Here is an 18284-nt window from a genome sequence, read left to right on the forward strand (position 1 = left end):
GTTAGTTGTCCTCGCTTTCATCAATGATGGCCGGCACTTTAATAAAGCCACGTGCGGCATCCGGAGCGTTCTTCAGTAATGCTTGACTCTGACCCCAGTTATCCGCTACGTCTTCACGCATGACGTTCAGTTGATCAGAAACGCTGCTAGTTGCTTCAACGCCCTCCGTATCCACTTCACTCAGCGTTTCAAACAGGCCAATAATGTCGTCAAGTTGGGGCGTAAAGGCGTCCAACTGGGCATCCGTAAATTCAAGTTTTGCCAGACCGGCAACGTGTTGAACTTGTTCTCGATTAATTCGATTAGCCATCAATATCCCTCTTTCTGATTTATCCGCGATTCTCGATTTATTCCACACGTATTGCAGAATAAACATACATTGTCATTTTACCATATATCCGTGTCAGGCCAAAGATTCTGACAAAATAAGCTACCAGCATTTTAGTCCTCGCGTGGTAACGACTTGCACTACTTTCTCTTTTCATGAACTGACTAGCTATTTAGAACAGAAAAGGAGCCTGGGACAAACGCCCCCGACTCCCTCTTTAGCAAATAAAAGCACTCGCTTCTGCTTTCCTAAAGTTTAATAACTGTTAAATACATGACTACTAAATTTCTTTTCACCACTGGCCCGGTTCAAGAAGCTTTGAACCCCATCGGTGGAAGAAACCGTGATGTCGATTGGTACACTCGATGGCAGATACTTCTGTGCCGTGGTCTGCAAGTACTGCGTGAAGCTGATGATTTCCGTTTGACTGTAGAATTGCGTCGTAATATTGACGTGCATTCCAGTCAACGTGTTCCCACTGTAGTGTGCCTGAGCAGTAACACCGCTCAAGTTGGGGAAGAAGTTTTCAACCTCACTCTTAAAGTTGGAGAACGAACTTGCATCGTTGCTGTTCGGACTGCTAGAACCACTTTGAACGGGGAAGGTCACACTCTTCTCGCCCAACGCGTTCCACTTGTTGACCTTGGCGGTGCCAGCCTTGTTTTCAGAGTAGGCAATGAAGTTCCCACCAACCAGGCTATCGTTGGAAGCCTGACGGTAGATGGCAATTACGATTGGAATATTCTTTAAGCCCGACTTCTTACGCATCCGCGCTAGAACCGTATCCGCCGCCTTCTTGGCATAAGCCTCACCTTCAGCCTTGGTGATCTTCGTCTCAAACGTGGCCCCGTACTGGGTCTTCTTGTAGTAATCAACCGAGTTCACGGCAATCCCAATGGTCATCCCGCTTAACGTCAGTTTGTTATTCTTTTGCGTCATGTAATCTTGTTCCTCAAGCGCCTGAATGTAGATAGGATTCCGCTTGGTGGCTGAAGTCGACCCATTACTCTTAGGGTTCAAGCCCGTGGTGTTCGACTTTGACTGCCGATCCAGCCAATTCTGAACGGTCGAGGTGCTTAGGTGTTGGCCTTCTTCAAAGACGTATTTCTTGGTTGAGAAGATCTTCTTTGAGACCGTCAACATCCCGTTTTCAAAGCTCTTCAGGTTGTAAGTATTCCCGGAGTCTTGACTGTTCGTCACCCCTCGCGACTTACTCGTCTGATAGTGGCCACTCTTAATGACCCCTTCGTAATCCCCATCATTGCTTTGCCCCGTCAGTTGAGTGCCACCGGACTTACTACCTCCGGAAGTTCCCGACATACTAGAACTACTTAAATTACCACACGCGGCTAAAAATAATGGCACTGCCGCCAATGCAATAAATGTTCGTAACCGTTTCACGACTTGTTTCCTCCTAAAGTCATCATTTCGTTTCGTCCATGGCAGCGCGAAGTTGGGCTTCGTTCCAAATTGGAACGTCCAACGACTGTGCCTTGGTTAGCTTGCTACCAGCAGCTTCTCCCGCAATCAAGAGGTCGGTCTTCTTGGAGACACTCCCTGTGACCTTGGCACCCTGCCGCTCCAACCACTCAGTGGCTTCCGGTCGGGTTAACTCCTGAAGCTTACCGGTCAAGACGACCCGTTTGTCCGCAAACTCACTATCACTTGCTACTGGGGTTGTTGGGCCACTGGTATAGGTCAAATTGACTCCCACGGCCCCCAACTCTTGAATCAATTGTTGTACTTGATCACTTGAGAAATAGGTCACGACGCTGTCCGCAATCGTCTCCCCCACCGTGTCGATGGCGGAAATCGCTTCACTATCAGCGGCTTGCACATGAGCCATGTCACCAAACTCGGCGGCAATCGACCGCGCGGCCTTAGCCCCCACGTGACGAATTCCCAAACCAAATAGCAATCGCTCTAATGAATTATTGCGACTATTATCAATGGCTGTCAAGAGGTTTTGGGCGGACTTCTCCCCAAATTTATCTAAAGTTAATAATTGGTCGGCCGTCAGTCGGTAAAGACTGGCCACATCGTCGACTAAATTGCGATCAAATAATTGACTGACAATCTGGGGACCCAAGCCAGCAATGTTCATGGCATTTCGAGAAGCAAAGTGATTCATACCCTCTGCCAATTGTGCTGGACACCGCGGATTGATGCACCGCAACGCCACTTCCTCATCCAAGTGAACTAGTTCTGCCCCACAGGACGGACAATGCGTCGGAATTGGGTACGGTTTTGCATCCGCCGGACGTTTAGCCGCCACAAATTGGGAAATCTCTGGAATAATGTCACCCGCTTTGTGCAGTAAAACCGTATCGCCCAAGCGAATGTCCTTAGCTTCCAAATAATCTGGATTGTGTAGGGAAGCCCGAGCCACCGTACTTCCGGCCAAAGGAACGGGTTCCATGACTGCAGTTGGTGTCACGATACCTGTCCGGCCAACCGTCCACTCAATGTCCAAAATTTTAGTTTGGACCTCTTCTGGGGGAAATTTAAAAGCAATGGCCCACCGCGGAACCTTGACCGTCGCCCCCAGCTCCCGTTGTAGGGGTAATGAGTTGGCTTTGATTACGATACCGTCAATACCATAGGCCAAATCAGAACGTTGTTCCTGATACGCCTCGATGAACGCCGCCACCTCAGTCATATTGTGGGCGACCTGGTAAGTTGCATTGGTGGTAAAGCCTAACTCCGCTAACTCGTCTAGTAACCCACTCTGAGTCCGCGTATTTAACGGTTCATAGTCAGCAATGTTGTACATGAACGTCGCTAACTGCCGGTCTGCAGTGACTTGCGTATCTAACTGGCGTAAGCTCCCAGCAGCAGCGTTACGTGGATTGGCGAATGGCGCCTTACCGGCCGCTTCACGTCGCTCGTTAAGCGCCAGAAAAGCCGCCTTAGGCATATAACACTCCCCACGAACATCAATCGTCAGGGGGCGACTCAACGTTTGTGGAATCGACGGAATGGTCTTCAGATTGGCAGTAATGTCCTCACCAATCTGGCCGTTCCCTCGCGTGGACCCTTGGACAAATTCACCATTCTCATAGCGTAAGGAAATGGCTAACCCATCGATCTTTAATTCACAGTTATAGTCAAAATCCTCATCGACGTTGCCACGAAGGCGTTCGTCAAATTCTTTCAGCTCATCAATGGAGAAGACATCCCCCAATGACAGCATGGGAATATCATGCGTGACTTTGGGTAAGTCCCCCCGCGTGGTGCCACCAACGTTTTGTGTCGGCGACTCCGGCGTTACAATTTTAGGAAAAGCCGTTTCCAAAGCAACTAACCGCGCGTACACCCGGTCATAAACATCATCTTCTACGGTCGGTGCATCGGCGCTGTAATACTGTTGGCCCCACTTGATCAGTTGTGGCCGTAACTCAGCTGCTTCAGCGGCAGCCTGCTCTTCAGTTAAGGTATTAATGGGCTTATCAGTCATCTTAATCCTCCCACGTTAACTTATTATTCAACTCGTTTGATTGGTGCAAACGCTGCTAATAGCCGCTTCACACCTTGTTCTGGAAAGGCGATGTCAAGTTCGGCATCTTCACCGGTACCGTTAACTTTAACCACGGTCCCAATGCCCCACTTCTTGTGGCTTGCCTTGTCGCCAACGGACCAGCTGAGCTTACCCGCACCGGTACCGGCCGGTTCACTGACCCGACCGGTCTTCCCGTGATAAGGGGTAGCAACGGCACTAGCCGTCCGTCGCGCAAATGGCACATCTTGCCGGCTCGGCGCGAGTCCTGACTTGGTTTCGCTGTAGTCCAAGTGCAGCAGTTCTGGCGCAATTTCCGTAATAAAACGGGACTGCGGGTTGTTTTGCCGCCGACCATACAACATCCGTGAGTAAGCGTTGGTCAGATAGAGCTTCTTCTGAGCCCGCGTGATTCCCACGTACGCCAGCCGCCGTTCTTCTTCCAGTTCGTCGTCCTCTAACAATGCCCGTGATAACGGGAAGATTCCTTCTTCCAACCCCATTAAGAAAATAACGGGAAATTCGAGTCCCTTAGCCGCATGAAGCGTCATCAGGGTAACTTCAGCAGGTTCTTCCTCAACATCGTCCTGAGCGGATACCAGGGCCAAATCAGCGAGGAATTCAACCAACCGCTCTTCATCTTCATCGTGATCAGCCTGATCCCAATCCGCATCAAATTTTTGCGTCACGGACAGAAATTCCTCGATGTTTTCGATACGCGTCTCAGCTTCCAAGTTCTTCGAAGCCTTTAAGGCCGCCATATACCCCGTCTGGTCCAAAATAGCGTTAGTGATGTCGGACACACTCATAGTCGCCGCATCATCTTGAATCGCTTTGATAGTCAGCCCAAATTTCTCCATGGCATTACGAATGCGCGCACCGAGATTATTGGCCAGGCTGACGTTACGCGTAGCTTCTAACTCGGTCCAGTCGTTCATTTCCGCAAAGTCTCGTAACTTTTCAAGACTAGTTGCCCCAATTCCCCGCTTAGGTTCGTTGATAATCCGTTCCAAACTCATGGAATCAGCTGGATTGGCAATTAGCGTCAGGTAAGCCAAAACGTCCCGAATTTCCTTACGATCATAGAACTTGTGCCCCCCGACCATAGTATAAGGAATGTTGGCCTTGACCAAGGTTTCTTCAATGACCCGAGACTGCGCGTTGGTCCGATATAGGATTGCAAAATCCCCGTAATCATGATGGTTTTGTTCGCGTTCCTCCTGAATCTTAGCCACCACATAATGGGCCTCATCGTTTTCATTTTGACCCCGATAATACGAAATCTTATCCCCTTCAGGATTCTCCGTCCATAGATCTTTTTTCTTCCGGTTCACATTTTGTTGGATCACATCGTTAGCCGCCTGCAAAATCGTCTTGGTTGAACGGTAATTTTGTTCCAGTAATGTCACGTGAGCATCTGGATAATCGTGCTCAAAATTCAAGATATTTTCCATGTTGGCGCCCCGCCAACCATAAATACTCTGGTCACCATCCCCAACCACACAAAGGTTACCGTGCTTTTTGGCTAACATGTTGACCAACATGTACTGAGCATCATTGGTATCTTGATATTCATCAACGTGAATGTAACGGAATTTATCCTGGTAGTAGCCTAAAACTTCTTGGTCCTGCTTAAACAGTTTGATAGTCAGCATGATCAAATCGTCAAAGTCCATCGCTTGGTTCGCCTGAAGCTCCCGTTGATAATTTTCATAAACGTTCGACACCGTTTCTTCAAACGGATTGCCAGCAGCTTCCCGCATCATTGCTGGTGTCTGAAGCGCGTTCTTAGCGTTGGAAATGGCTCCTAAGACCGAACGGGGGTCAAACTTCTTAACGTCTAAATTGAGTTGTTGTAAAACCCGCTTGATCAGCGTCCGTTGCTCACCCGTATCGGCAATGGTGAAAGCTCGGTTATAGCCCAATTTATCAGCATCTCGCCGTAAGATTCGGACACATAACGCATGGAACGTGGAAACCCACACGTCACTGCCGTCAGGTCCCAACAGCTTGATGACCCGTTCACGCATTTCCTTGGCTGCCTTGTTGGTAAAGGTAATGGCCAAGATCCGCCACGGCATCACATTTTCGTGTTCAATCAAGTAAGCTACCCGGTGCGTTAAGACCCGGGTCTTTCCACTACCGGCACCCGCCAATACTAACAGTGGTCCCTCCGTTTGAAGGACGGCCTCCGTTTGCTTATCGTTCATGCCAGTTAACAATTCTTCTCCTGCCACCGTGAACACAATCCTCTCTGTAATTAGTCTTGAATAGTATACCAAAAAAACATACGTTCCGCTGGTTGTCGGGCCGATTCTTTCAAATTTATTTACCTTGGTAGCCGAGATAATTCAACTTGTCATCCAGCGCAAATAACCGGTGACTTAACCACTTCTAACACCTGTCATTTCTGCCGGAAACAGTTCTTGAGATGGCTTCATTAACATTATTTCAACTTTCAACTACTCTGCTACGCGACTAGCAACCTGATATGTCACGCAATTGAGCTCAGTCACTCTCACAACTCATGCCACATATGAATTGTAATTTTCACATCTGTGTAACCGCAGGCAGCGAACACCAACCAAATAAAAAAGGTTTGGGACAAACGTCTCAAACCCTTTTTGTGCTCCGAAGGTAATTAGTCGAAACGTGCGACAACAGGCAATCAATGAGCACTAACCGCCCTTTGTCTCACTCTCTCGTGGGAAACTATGCTTGCGTCGGCGTATCATCGGCCGCCGTCCAAATTCCCGTATCATCGAGTTGATCTAAAATTAATTTAACGGCACTGCCCTGAACAGCAATGTGCCCCATCACGTCATCGTCTTCTTGGTGACGCAAGTGGTAGAACGTAAAGTGCCAGTTAGGCTTCAACTGCCACTGCGTCCGAACCGCAGACAACTGAGCGGCCGTAAAAGCAACCGTCACTGCTGGTGTCAAAACTTGTGGTTCCGCCAACGGTAAACCAGCGATTGCCCGCAGGTGTTGGCTGAACTCATTGACCGTGGCTGAAACCTCGAAGACGTACCCGGCATCACTTGGTGCTGGTACAATCTTTTTCACGTAAATGGCGCCACTGTTAGTCAGGTAGAAGGAGACTTCAAAGACCCCTACGTAGTTCACGTTCTTAGCAACTTCACCGGCAATACGATGAATTTCACTTGCAACCGCTTGGTCAACTTGCGCTGGCATCCACGTCTTGGACGTCCGGTCGCCATCAGATTGGACCTCAGTGATCGGGAACGCCTGCTGGTTACCAGCTTGATCACGCGCCACCATGATGGAATACTCACGGTCGTATGCGATTTGGGATTCCAAAATATAGGTGCCCCAATCCAACAATCCCGCTGCTTTGGCAATATCTGTCTGCGTTTTGATGACAAGTTCCCGGCCACGTGACCATTCCTTTTGGATGGGTTTCAACACACATGGGTACCCAATGGAGTTGATGGATTGATAAACATCATCCAAGTTAATAATGGTCGCGTACGGGGCAATATTGACGTTGAGCTGTTCGAAGAAGGCCCGCTCTAGTAACCGGTCTTGCATCATCTCCAGCATATCGCTCCCCTGTGGGATTCGCGTATACTGCGCCAAGAACTTAATAACATTCGTGCTGACCCGATCAGAGTCGTAGACAATGGCAGCACAACTCTCCGCAAAGTGTTGTAACTTATCCTGGTCCTTGGTAGTCCCGACAGCCTTAAAATCCGCCAGCTGCAAGGCCTCACTCGTTTCATCAGCACCGTATGCGCCTACGCGTAGTCCCATTTTACGAGCCGTTGTTACTAACATGGCGGCGTTGGCACTGTCGCCAATCACCCCAATCGTATCTCCAGGATACAAGACCGTGTTCGTCAATTTACTCCCTACTTTCTTACCTATAATTTCATTTTTAATTATTAAATACTGAGTCAGTTCACTATCAGTTTAATGGCTCCGAAACAATTAAACAAGCCACCCGTTGCTAATCCTGGGCAAAGACCACCTGGCCATCTTCAAATGCTGCGATACTGGCCAAAGCCTCTAATTGAATGCCAGCGTCTTCAACCAGTTGATGCCCCTTCTGAAAACGTTTCTCAATGACAACCCCCACACCAGCAACCTTGATCTGCGCCGTCTGGGCGATGTCCAAAAGCCCCTGAACGGCCTGCCCATTGGCTAAGAAGTCGTCAACAATCAACACGCGGTCTTCCTTATCCAAGAAGCGCCGATCGATTGAAATGTCATTGTTGACCCGCTTGGTATATGAATACACCTTTGCCGTGTACAAATTATCGGTCAGTGTCAGGCTCTTATGCTTCCGCGCAAAGATTACTGGAACGCCCATGTGAAGCCCTGCCATAACGGCGGGGGCAATGCCGGAAGACTCAACCGTCAAGATTTTTGTGATGCCAGCGTCCTTAAACTGGTGTGCAAATTCAGCACCTATCTGGTCCATCAGTTGGGGATCGATTTGATGATTCAGGAAGTTGTCTACTTTTAACACGTTTCCTGCCAAAACCGTGCCATCTCGGCGAATGCGATCTTCTAAGATTTTCATAGTGTAGCCCGACCTCCATAAAGTGTTTCTTCCATTCTACCTGAACCGACCTTAAAATGGCAACGCGACAGCCCGACATTTAGAAATGCTTAACCCAGCCACAGGCCCAAGCTCTCGGCCAAAGTCGTGGTCAATGCTAAAATTGCTAGGTTGCGGACGGCTAGGATGAAGGTTTCCTTCTTAACTTGGATCCGAAATAAGCCGCGAACATTCTTCACGACGAGTGGGATGCTGATTAGCGCTAACAATGACCAAACTGGTAGGTCGCCCAACCAGACGCTCGCAATCAAGCTCAGGTAACCAACAACGTAGAAGCCAGCAAACAACCATAGTGCGCCCCGTACGCCGAGGTAGTAGACGATGGTCTTCCGGTTCAAGGCCAAGTCTTCCTGAGCGTCACAAATGTTATTAGCCAACAATAACGCCGCAATCGCCATAATAGCAATGCCTGAAGTTAAGAGTACCCGCCCCATGAGCATCCAGGAAAAATACGGGGTGTTATAGAGATTTAAGTAAACAGTGATTAACATAATCATGTAGCCCATGGTAAATCCCGCAAAAAACTCGCCAGTTGGCGTCCCTGAGAGTGGTCGGGGCCCACCGGCATAGACGTACCCCACCAAAAAGCAGAAAACGCCCATCAGTAGTAAGGGCCAACCAGTTCGCCAAACCAAGTAAAGTCCAATCACGCCCGCAACCACCGCTAGGCCAGCCATCAGCAGAAATATCCGCCGCACGGACAGCCGATGTACCCCGATGATGTTCGTGTGTTTCTTCCACTCAGCCGCCTGATTACCAGCCTTGGTATAGTCCTGATAATTATCATTGATGTCCACGGCCATATTGAAAAGCAACATGGCAATAAAAAACAGCGCGGTCACTCCCCAATTAAGATGTTGGTAATTCGCCTGTACAAAGATCATGCCCAATAAAAAAGGCCAAATTGACGCAATTTTCGCTTTGATTTCAACTAGTTCTAAAAAGATTCCCAGTGTCATACCGTTCCCCCCGTTGTCGATTTCTAAATTGATGATAACCTTTATTTGACAACGTTTCCACTAGTCGGTAAGATAAAATTTAACGCGTACATAGTGAGGTGCAGTATGGATCGACAACTTTGGCGGCAATTCCCACAAGTGGAACCGCAATTAAATGCGCTACAAGATTACTTATTAAAAGCCGTACAACTGGATAATCAACCGATTCATAGCAAGATACTTTCGTTGCTACAATCCGGCGGCAAGTTGTTGCGTCCCGGGTATTTTTACCTATTTTCACAGTTTGGTGACGCTGCCACCCCTGCTGAGTTACAGGCGGGGGCAGCCGCTCTCGAAATCTTACACGTCGGAACTTTGATCCACGACGACGTTATTGATGAGTCCCCGACCCGCCGTGGCGTGCGCACGATTCAGATGAAGTATGGGCAACGTAACGCCATCTACGCGGGCGACTTTATGTTTACCGTCTACTTCAATCAAGTCCTTAAGTCAACCGCTGACCGGACTTTAGTTCAGAGTCATATCGACTCAATGCACCGGATTCTACAGGGCGAACTCCATCAGATGGATTTAAACTACCGTGAGGATATTACGGTGGCCAAATATCTGGAAGAGGTCGCTGGCAAGACCGCAGAACTCTTTGCGCTGAGCTGTTACCAAGGGGCCAAGCTCACTGGGGCCCCAAGTTCTGTCACTAGCGTCGCCCGGGAAATCGGCATTAAGATTGGCTGTGCTTACCAAATGCTCGATGATATTCTCGATTACGCTGGTGACCCAAATAAGACCCGAAAACCCATCCTAGAGGATCTCCGTTCGGGTGTCTATTCATTACCTTTAATTTTGGCAATTCCTCAGGCTCCTCGTGATTTCCATCGTCTGCTAAAGAAAAAACACGACATGACTGCTGCCGATATCACCGCGGTTCAAACGTTAGTCGCCCAACACGGTGGCGTCGATGCTGCCCGAGCCCTAGCCAGTGATCACACGGCGCAAGCTTTGGCTTTGATTCAACAATTACCAGCTGGCGATTCTCAAGCCAACTTGGAAAAGCTCACGACCATGTTATTACGCCGAGATCACTAATCAGTCAAACAGCCTAAAAATTGAAAGTTCGAAAACTGTTATCAAACGAATAATAGCATGGTATTATACACTTGAAATTAGTCTCACCCAGCCACCTGCGGCGGTCAGAGATTCCGCCTGCTGTGGGGAACGCCTCCGGCCTGAAAAACGGTCCTCCGGCTCGGTTTGAAGTCTGGAAAACCACCAGTCTCCAAACACGTCCCACGCTGTAAGCCGAAAATCGGCTAACACCGTCGACACAACTGGCTCCACCTCTGACCCCCTCCGGTTAAACGAGTTCTTGGAAACTAAGCTAGTTTAAATCCCTGGATGACAGCACTTACGTAATATTATTGGCGCACCACTAGGTAGCCGAGGGAGCTTCAAGCGAGGGGCAAGACCACCCTTCCCACCACGTTCCGGTCCAAATTTGGCGAACGGTAAGGCACCAACTTTCCACTATGTCTGACTAACCTCAGCCTCTTGCTATATCAGTCATATTGGGTGTTTCAGTGTTTTCAACCTTTAGTCAAACAACTTATTTAGCGATAGCAATCCCCTAGCAGCCACGGCCACTGGGGATTTTTTGGACCGCATTTTCTTTTAGATGTCTAGACAAAAACCTAGGCTTATTTTGGTGTACCCAGTTATCTGGTAGTAACGTGCGACAAAAGAATTCACGCTCAAATAGAACAATTGCTAAATAAATAAACCACCAATCTTGTTGTTGAGACATTTAGTAGTGTTTCTGAGGTCCATCCGCTATTATAACGGTGAAAGGATACTGAACATTCCAACTCCCAACACTGACCTTTCAGTATGATCGACACCTCATTCTTCAAGTGATAGACGACTAAACACAAACACATCTTCCTATGCCACAATTGGCATGAGGCTTCCATTCATTAATGTATCCAAACTCTTCATGTTTCAAAACCCATTGGTACGATGTTCAGTATCATTTCACTTTGGCATGTTGCTCCTAATGGTCATCGCCGTTGGGAGCTATTTTTTTGAAAAAATTTAGCCAATAATTAATCGACCAACGGACTAGATCACCTTTAAAATCAGTCAGCCGACCACTGGTTGCTGGCAAGCACTAATCGCGGTGTAAAGCGATTTTTAAGCAATTTAATTGTCTTTTCGACAGTGCTTCAGTAACATAAAAGTATGGATGAGTTTGAGGTGATTCATTCATACTAACCAATCCGCTGTCCTGTGCGGGACAGCAAAAGAAACAGCGAGTATCGTCGGTTTGGAAACGCCGGCGAGCCTCGCTGTTTTTTTAGAATTTTGTGTTTATTTGCGTTGCGGATCGCTACATGCTTGCTACTACGTGGAACCAACACCACTGAAGGCAATCAAAAACCAACTAGAATGTGACATCTTCTAAACATTTAGCGGTAAACATCCACAGTTTGCGCCGGAGCGCCAATTCATACAAGTATGATATTTAATCTGTCTAACGACCACGGTCCAAATCATACAGCGCTCTGAACCGAGCATTCTTCTGATAGAGGTCCGCAGGCGTCCCCTGCATATCAAAGTGGCCATCTTCAATGAACCGCACCTGGTCAACGTGGTTGATACCCGCCAGATGGTGGGTCACCCAAATAATCGTCTTATCTTTCAAAACGCTGAACACCGTATCCAGCAAGTGTTGTTCAGTGATCGGGTCCAAACTGACCGTGGGTTCATCCAAGATAATAATGGGCGCATCCTGTAGTAGAATGCGAGCCAACGATAACCGTTGGCGTTCCCCACCGGAGAACCGACTACCGGCCTCTTGCACCTGGGTCTGATAACCCAATGGTAACCGTGAAATTAAGTCATCCAGTTCCACGGCTTTGACTGCCTGACGTACTTCTTCATCCGTGGCATTCAGGTTGCCTAGTCGCACGTTGTTCATCACCGTCGTGTTAAACAAGTAAGGTTGCTGGTCTAAAACGCCAAACAATTGTGCCCGCTGTTCCTGCAGTTTTTCAATGGGCTCCCCATTCAAGGTAATGGTGCCACTGGTCGGTTGCTCATCGCCCAGAATCAATTTAAGCAACGTACTCTTACCAGTCCCACTGGGACCTAAGAGGGCTAATTTTTCACCTGGGTGGAGCGCCAATGACAAATCATCGATCACTTGTCGCTCGGCGCCAGGATAGGTAAATTTTACGTGATCCAGCGTCAGGTCTGTTAACGTCCCAATTTCCGTCTGGGCAACCTGTTCCGGAACATTCTCATCCAACCTGTTGACCCGTTTGATGGAGTCCTGGTAGACGGGCCATTCGCTGACTCCCTGGCTCATGTTAGAGAAGGGTTCCACCGTCGGAAATAAGGCTAATCCAAACGCAGCGACCCAGTTAGCCTCTGACTGATTATGGGTAAACATGACGCCCGCCCACCAAACAATCAGAATAACCGCGGCACCAAAGATGAATTGAATCGCAAAATTACGCCACCACTGGAAATGGTGATCTGCCCGCCGCAACGTGGCAATCTCGTCGATGGGTTGATCCTGCTGTTCCAAGAAATCTCCCCGCCGACCAGAAATGAGCCAGTCACCTAAGCCTAAGACCGCATCGGTCAGTTGCGTGTAGAAGGTCCGTTGAACCTGCCGCGCTTGGAACTCTCGCCGGCCATTGACCGCAACGGAAAGTAGCGGCATCACCAAAACGATGACGCCCAGCAACACCAACATGAGTAGTCCAAAGGCCCAGTTGAAGTAACCAATACCAATGACCACGAATAGATACAACAGCCACCCAATTACGAGCGGAAAGACTGTCCGCAGGTAGAGATTTTCAATGTGATCAATGTCTTCAGCTAGAATACTCAAGACATCCCCCGTTTGGTGTGTTTGCCGAATCGCAACGGCTTGCTTTTCAACAGCCTGATACAGTCGCTTCCGAAAGTCAGAAACAATTCGTAAGACCCAGTTGTGACTGGTTAGCCGTTCGGCATACCGAAACGCCGGCCGCCCAATCCCGAAAGCCCGGGCCAAAACGATGGGCACATAAATCATCAAAATGTTGTAAGGATGCGTCGCCGCCCGTGAAATCAGGTAGCCTGAGTTAAACATCAACGCGCCTCCACAGAAGAACGTCATGAATCCCAGAAATAGAACCAGTGCCAATAGCTTCCGGTAACGGCGCAGGTACGGCATGACCCAGTGATCATTTTTAAAAGTTGCAAAGAATCCCTTCATCGTGTCGTCGCCCCTTCCATTTCTGACCGTAAACGTACGTACGCGCCATTTAATTGTTGTAGCTCAGCTGGCGTTCCTTGTTCAACGATTTGACCATGATCCATGACCAAAATGTAATCCATTTCGTTCATCCAATGTAACCGGTGGGTCGCAAAGAAAACCAAGTGGTCCTTAAAGACCGGCATCATCGTCTTTTTTAAGTCAACTTCCGTCTCAATATCCAAGTGCGCCGTGGGTTCGTCAAATAACAATACCCGCCGCGAATCATCCAAGAAGGCCCGGGCCAGTGCAATTCGCTGTGCCTGTCCCCCACTGACGCCGCGAGCACCTTCACCAATTTGGGTAGCCAACCCGTCTGGCAACGTGGCAACCCAATCCGTCAGGCCGGCCCGCGCAACCGCCGCATTAACGGCCTCGTCACTCGCATCCGGCGTATAAAAGGCCAGGTTCTCCCGCAAACTCGCGTGGAACAAATAGGGCGCCTGTGGAATATAGACAAAACTCCGCTGCCAGGCCTTCTGATCTAAATGGGGCACCGCAGTCCCCCGGACACTGATTTGGCCCTCAGCTGGGCTAAGAAAGCCTCCTAAGGTATTAATCAGCGTCGACTTACCAGAACCCGAGGCCCCGATGATGCCGACCTTTTTAAAACCGTGCACGTCAAAGTTAATGTCCTTCAACGTTGCCGCATCATCCCCGTAAGCCACGTTCACGTGACTGAAGTTAACGGTATCATCTGCTTGCCAAACGGGCTCACGAACCGGTAATAGCTCCCGGTCGGTCGGCGTTTCCCGTTGCAAGATATCTAACACGGCCGTCAACGCATTCTTCCCGTTCAACGTCGCGTGATAGTCGTTAGCGAAGTTTCGAATCGGCGCAAAATAATCTGGCGCCAACGTCAAAATAACCAACGCTGGCAACAATTGAATGGTATTATTCATCAATCCAAAACCTAGGAAAACGGCAATAATCGCAATCGACAGGGTCGTGAAGAAGTCGAGCGCAAAGGTCGACGTCATGGCAATCGTCAACGTGGCCATCGTCTTCTTCCGGTAGTCTTCACTCACCTGATAAACGTTATCCGCGTACTGTTCATTTAATCCCAACTGTTTTAGAGTTGGCAGGCCCCGCAACGTATCCACGAAGTGATTGGATAGTCGTTGATAACCAGCGTACTGCCGGTCGGCCTTAGTCTGCGCCGCAAGCCCTAGAATAATCATAAATAAGATAATCAATGGATAAATGGCTAGTAGGAAAAGTGCTTCCTTCCACTGGATGAAAGCTATGTAAATCAATACTAACCACGGCGTAATCGACAAATCCAGGACCTTGCCAATGATCATCATAAGATAGGTCTGAATCTTATCAATTCCTTCAAGCCCCATGGTCACAACGTTCCCCGTTCCTTCCTGAGCAACCACACTCGGTCCCAGGTCGAACAATTTCGCCATAAACTGCTTACGCAATTTTTTGGTCGTCTTTTCCACGAACGGATAGAACAACCAATCCTTCAATAGTGTCAATAAATGCCGAGCTAAAAAGGCCACAGCAAACACCGCTAATGGGAAAACAATTGTTTCCAGCGGTTGTTGCTTCCAGAGCTGAACAATGGCCGTTGCTAGGTACTGCGCTTGAATAATAATCATAATTGCTTGAATCAGCGTTAGGATACCCACCATTAGGGCGGCCGGTTTTACACCTGGAAATTTAAAAACCCGTTGATCAATCACAAAGAAGCCCCCTCGTAACAAGTGATAAAACGCGATTACCTTGATTAACACAACCGGCTGAACACCGGACTCTGCTAACTTAAAATAACCCATAACTCATACTGTAATGATAGCATTTTTACCGTTTCTAAGCGCTACCAAACTGCTGATTTACGAAAATGTTTTTGCCAATTAGATAGCTCACGACAGAACCAATGAACCGGCCCTACCCGTAATTATAAAAATCCCCACCACTCCGAAAAGCGGTGAGGATTTGTTAGCTCAAATTTTAACTCACGGTACCTAGGCGTTCTGCTTTGGTGAAGACAAGCGCTTGTAGAAGACCCAGTAGCTCCAAACAAAGTAGATCAACACAATTGGTAAAATACTAAACGTGAGAATCGTCATCAGATGTAGCGTGTACGGTGAACTTGATGAGTTCTTAATCAGTAACGAGTTGGCCGGATTGTTGGCAATCATGACCCGTGGGAACAGACCATTGAAAATCAAGACGACCACACTGATTAGCGATAACCCGCTTCCAATGAATGAAAGCCACTCGTGGTTACCTAATACCCCCCAGTAAGCCAGGCAAGTGAAGATTACCAGCGCAACGACGATTGCCGTCGTACTCAATGGCTTCTTGTCGAAGAAATCAGTTGAGAAATATAGCAATACAGCGAACAAAACTTCACCAGCAAAGAGGATTGGGTAAACGACTTTGTTCCAAGCCAAGGCCCGATCACGTAAGCTACCTTCCGTCTTTAAACGAATGTAGTTCAACCCGTGGACCAGGCACAGAACAGTTACGGCAACCCCGCCGACTAAGGAGAACAAGTTCACGTAGTCGAAGAAATGGGCGCTCATGTCCCCGTTCTTATCAATTGGCATCCCAGCGATCATCGCAGTGAACAGCATCCCAAACAGGAAGGCCGCACAGAAGCTCCCAATCGTTGAAGCCCATTCCCAGAAGCTCCGCCAAGTTTCCGTCCGCATGTTGGCCCGGAACTCAAAGGAAACACCCCGGAAAATCAAGGCTGCTAAAATCAGGAATAGAATCAAGTAGAACCCTGAGAAGAGGGTTGCATACCACATTGGGAATGAGGCAAACATGGCACCACCAGCAGTGATCAACCATACTTCGTTACCATCCCAGTGTGGTCCAATCGAACGAATCACAACGTCACGTTCGGCATCAGTTTTGGCGAAACTCTTGACGAGCATCCCCACCCCAAAGTCGAATCCATCAAGGAAGAAGAACCCGCTGAACAAGACCCCAATTAAGATAAACCAGATGAATTGCAGACTAGTCATGGTTGAACGCCCCCTTTGAGTAAGGATCCAGGTCAGTATCACTGGCTGCGTACCCATCAGTATTTTCATCGTTGTCAGGACCGGCCTTCAAAGTCCGGTGGCAGAGGACGATCATGACGACCCCCATCCCAGCAAACATCAGGAAGTAGATGATGTTTGACGTCAACAGCGACGCAACGGAGACATTAGGCGATACCGCATCGGCAATCGTCAACAGACCATAAACAACCCATGGGTAACGGCCAAATTCAGTGATGAACCAACCAGCCGTGTTGACAATAAATGGCAGCCACAGGCACAGTCCCATAATGTAAAGGAACCAACGTTGCTTCATAATTGCTTGCGACTTCTTACGGTTGAAGAACAGCCCGACAATTGCTAGTAACGCAAACAGTGCACCGGCACCCGACATAATCCGGAAGCTCCAGAACAACGTGTTCGTTGGAACGTAGTAATTAATATCGCTACCGTACTTTTTATCGTACTTCGCGTGCATTTCTTTGTTAATGGTATTCATACCTTTAACCGTCCCAGTTGTCTTATGGTAGCTCAACAGGTTGAGGACGTAAGGCACGTCAACTGACCAAGTCGTCTTATGGTTCTTTGTATCAAATCCAGAAACAGCCGCCCATTCACCTTTGTTGGTCGAGTCCTTGTAGAGCCCTTCCATTGCGGCAAACTTCATTGGCTGGTTGTTAATTAAGTAACGACTTTGGATATCCCCACTGGCAATTGAACCCAGCGAGAAGATCAAGCCAATAACTAAGGCAACGTTCAATGACTTCCGATAGAATGTCACGTGATCCTTCTTGAGTAACCGCCAAGCAGCACAACCAGCGATGACGAAGGAAGCGGTAACAAATGCGCCGAAAATAACATGTGGGAACTCACTCCACAACTGGGGGTTACTCAGGACAGCCCCAAAACTGACCATTTGTACGTGACCCGTTTGTTGATTGATGATGTAACCCAGTGGGTTTTGCATGAAACTGTTGGCTGCCAGAATCCACAGTGCAGAAAGTGAAGACCCGAACATTACCAGCCAAATAAAGAGCGTGTGGACCCATTTATTGAAGCGATCCCAGGTAAACATCCACATTCCGATAAAGGTGGATTCCATGAAGAAGGCTGCCAGAGCTTCGATGGCCAATGGCGCACCGAAGATATCGCCCATGAACCGTGAGTATTCCGACCAGTTCATCCCGAATTGGAATTCTTGAATGATCCCGGTAACCACCCCAACGGCGAAGCTATACAGGAACATTTTGCCCCAGAACTGGGCCATCTTCTTGTAATCCTCATCACCCTTGATGGCGTACATAGTTTCCATGACGGCAACAACGAAGGCTAACCCAATTGAAAATGGAACGAAGAAGAAGTGAAACACAGTCGTCATTCCAAATTGAAATCGAGCTAGGCCTAGGATATCCAGACCAAGATTTAACATTTTTCTAACCTCCCCAAACGTTATTAGTATAAATAAATAATTGCTATCCTGAACCTATTATATCGAGTGATAAGTCAATTATCAATGGTTAGGCGCCAATCTCCATAAAGTTAATAGAATATATTAGTAATTTGTGTGCAACTTGGTTGTTGACGTTGGTAACACATTCGTTAATGTGTGCTACT

12 protein-coding genes are annotated in these 18284 nt (G+C 48.2%); 1 reads left to right on the plus strand and 11 read right to left on the minus strand.

Annotated features, from left to right (window positions below; all coding sequences use genetic code 11):
- Position 1 precedes the first annotated feature (1 nt).
- The 7 genes from gatC to EKM75_RS03900 form a co-directional block, all read right to left on the minus strand.
- Positions 2 to 310 (minus strand): Asp-tRNA(Asn)/Glu-tRNA(Gln) amidotransferase subunit GatC, encoded by a 309-nt coding sequence (gene gatC, locus EKM75_RS03870; protein ID WP_125683656.1) that lies wholly within the window; start codon positions 308 to 310, stop codon positions 2 to 4.
- 273 nt (positions 311 to 583) lie between these two features.
- Positions 584 to 1729 (minus strand): CamS family sex pheromone protein, encoded by a 1146-nt coding sequence (locus EKM75_RS03875; protein WP_125692310.1) that lies wholly within the window; start codon positions 1727 to 1729, stop codon positions 584 to 586.
- Positions 1730 to 1751: 22 nt separating this feature from the next.
- Positions 1752 to 3785, minus strand: coding sequence for an NAD-dependent DNA ligase LigA (gene ligA / locus EKM75_RS03880; RefSeq protein WP_125692312.1), 2034 nt, complete (start codon positions 3783 to 3785; stop codon positions 1752 to 1754).
- Between the two features lie 23 nt (positions 3786 to 3808).
- Positions 3809 to 6061, minus strand: a complete 2253-nt coding sequence (gene pcrA, locus EKM75_RS03885) for a DNA helicase PcrA (protein WP_125692314.1) — start codon at positions 6059 to 6061, stop codon at positions 3809 to 3811.
- Between the two features lie 475 nt (positions 6062 to 6536).
- Positions 6537 to 7688: an ATP-grasp domain-containing protein gene (locus EKM75_RS03890; protein WP_225426653.1), complete on the minus strand. Its 1152-nt coding sequence runs from the start codon at positions 7686 to 7688 to the stop codon at positions 6537 to 6539.
- Positions 7689 to 7794: 106 nt separating this feature from the next.
- Positions 7795 to 8370 carry a xanthine phosphoribosyltransferase gene (locus EKM75_RS03895; protein ID WP_125692316.1) on the minus strand — a complete coding sequence of 192 codons (576 nt, stop codon included), beginning with the start codon at positions 8368 to 8370 and terminating at the stop codon, positions 7795 to 7797.
- 89 nt (positions 8371 to 8459) lie between these two features.
- Positions 8460 to 9368, minus strand: a complete 909-nt coding sequence (locus EKM75_RS03900; protein ID WP_125692318.1) for a 1,4-dihydroxy-2-naphthoate polyprenyltransferase — start codon at positions 9366 to 9368, stop codon at positions 8460 to 8462.
- A gap of 105 nt (positions 9369 to 9473) precedes the next feature.
- Between EKM75_RS03900 and EKM75_RS03905 the strand changes: the two genes are divergently transcribed.
- Entirely contained in the window at positions 9474 to 10451 is a 978-nt protein-coding gene (locus EKM75_RS03905) for a polyprenyl synthetase family protein (RefSeq protein ID WP_125692320.1), read from the plus strand.
- A gap of 1441 nt (positions 10452 to 11892) precedes the next feature.
- Here the strand turns inward: EKM75_RS03905 and cydC are convergent.
- The 4 genes from cydC to EKM75_RS03925 form a co-directional block, all read right to left on the minus strand.
- Complete coding sequence (gene cydC, locus EKM75_RS03910) at positions 11893 to 13629, minus strand: thiol reductant ABC exporter subunit CydC (RefSeq protein ID WP_125692323.1); 1737 nt, start codon at positions 13627 to 13629, stop codon at positions 11893 to 11895.
- Entirely contained in the window at positions 13626 to 15359 is a 1734-nt protein-coding gene (cydD, locus tag EKM75_RS03915; RefSeq protein WP_125692325.1) for a thiol reductant ABC exporter subunit CydD, read from the minus strand. Before cydD ends, cydC begins: the two co-directional genes overlap by 4 nt.
- A gap of 282 nt (positions 15360 to 15641) precedes the next feature.
- The gene (cydB, locus tag EKM75_RS03920) at positions 15642 to 16652 is read right to left on the minus strand and encodes a cytochrome d ubiquinol oxidase subunit II (RefSeq protein ID WP_125682728.1); all 1011 of its coding nucleotides are present in this window, start codon (positions 16650 to 16652) and stop codon (positions 15642 to 15644) included.
- Positions 16645 to 18099, minus strand: coding sequence for a cytochrome ubiquinol oxidase subunit I (locus EKM75_RS03925; RefSeq protein ID WP_125692327.1), 1455 nt, complete (start codon positions 18097 to 18099; stop codon positions 16645 to 16647). Before EKM75_RS03925 ends, cydB begins: the two co-directional genes overlap by 8 nt.
- Between the last annotated feature and the right edge of the window lie 185 nt (positions 18100 to 18284).

The sequence above is a fragment of the Levilactobacillus tongjiangensis genome, assembly GCF_003946345.1.
Taxonomy (GTDB): domain Bacteria; phylum Bacillota; class Bacilli; order Lactobacillales; family Lactobacillaceae; genus Levilactobacillus; species Levilactobacillus tongjiangensis.

Excerpts from the sequence above, each read along its gene's own strand:
- gatC (WP_125683656.1), bottom strand. The coding sequence starts at position 310 with ATGGCTAATCGAATTAATCGAGAACAAGTTCAACACGTTGCCGGTCTG.
- ligA (WP_125692312.1), bottom strand. The coding sequence starts at position 3,785 with ATGACTGATAAGCCCATTAATACCTTAACTGAAGAGCAGGCTGCCGCT.
- EKM75_RS03895 (WP_125692316.1), bottom strand. The coding sequence starts at position 8,370 with ATGAAAATCTTAGAAGATCGCATTCGCCGAGATGGCACGGTTTTGGCA.
- EKM75_RS03900 (WP_125692318.1), bottom strand. The coding sequence starts at position 9,368 with ATGACACTGGGAATCTTTTTAGAACTAGTTGAAATCAAAGCGAAAATT.
- EKM75_RS03905 (WP_125692320.1), top strand. The coding sequence starts at position 9,474 with ATGGATCGACAACTTTGGCGGCAATTCCCACAAGTGGAACCGCAATTA.
- cydC (WP_125692323.1), bottom strand. The coding sequence starts at position 13,629 with ATGAAGGGATTCTTTGCAACTTTTAAAAATGATCACTGGGTCATGCCG.
- cydB (WP_125682728.1), bottom strand. The coding sequence starts at position 16,652 with ATGACTAGTCTGCAATTCATCTGGTTTATCTTAATTGGGGTCTTGTTC.
- EKM75_RS03925 (WP_125692327.1), bottom strand. The coding sequence starts at position 18,099 with ATGTTAAATCTTGGTCTGGATATCCTAGGCCTAGCTCGATTTCAATTT.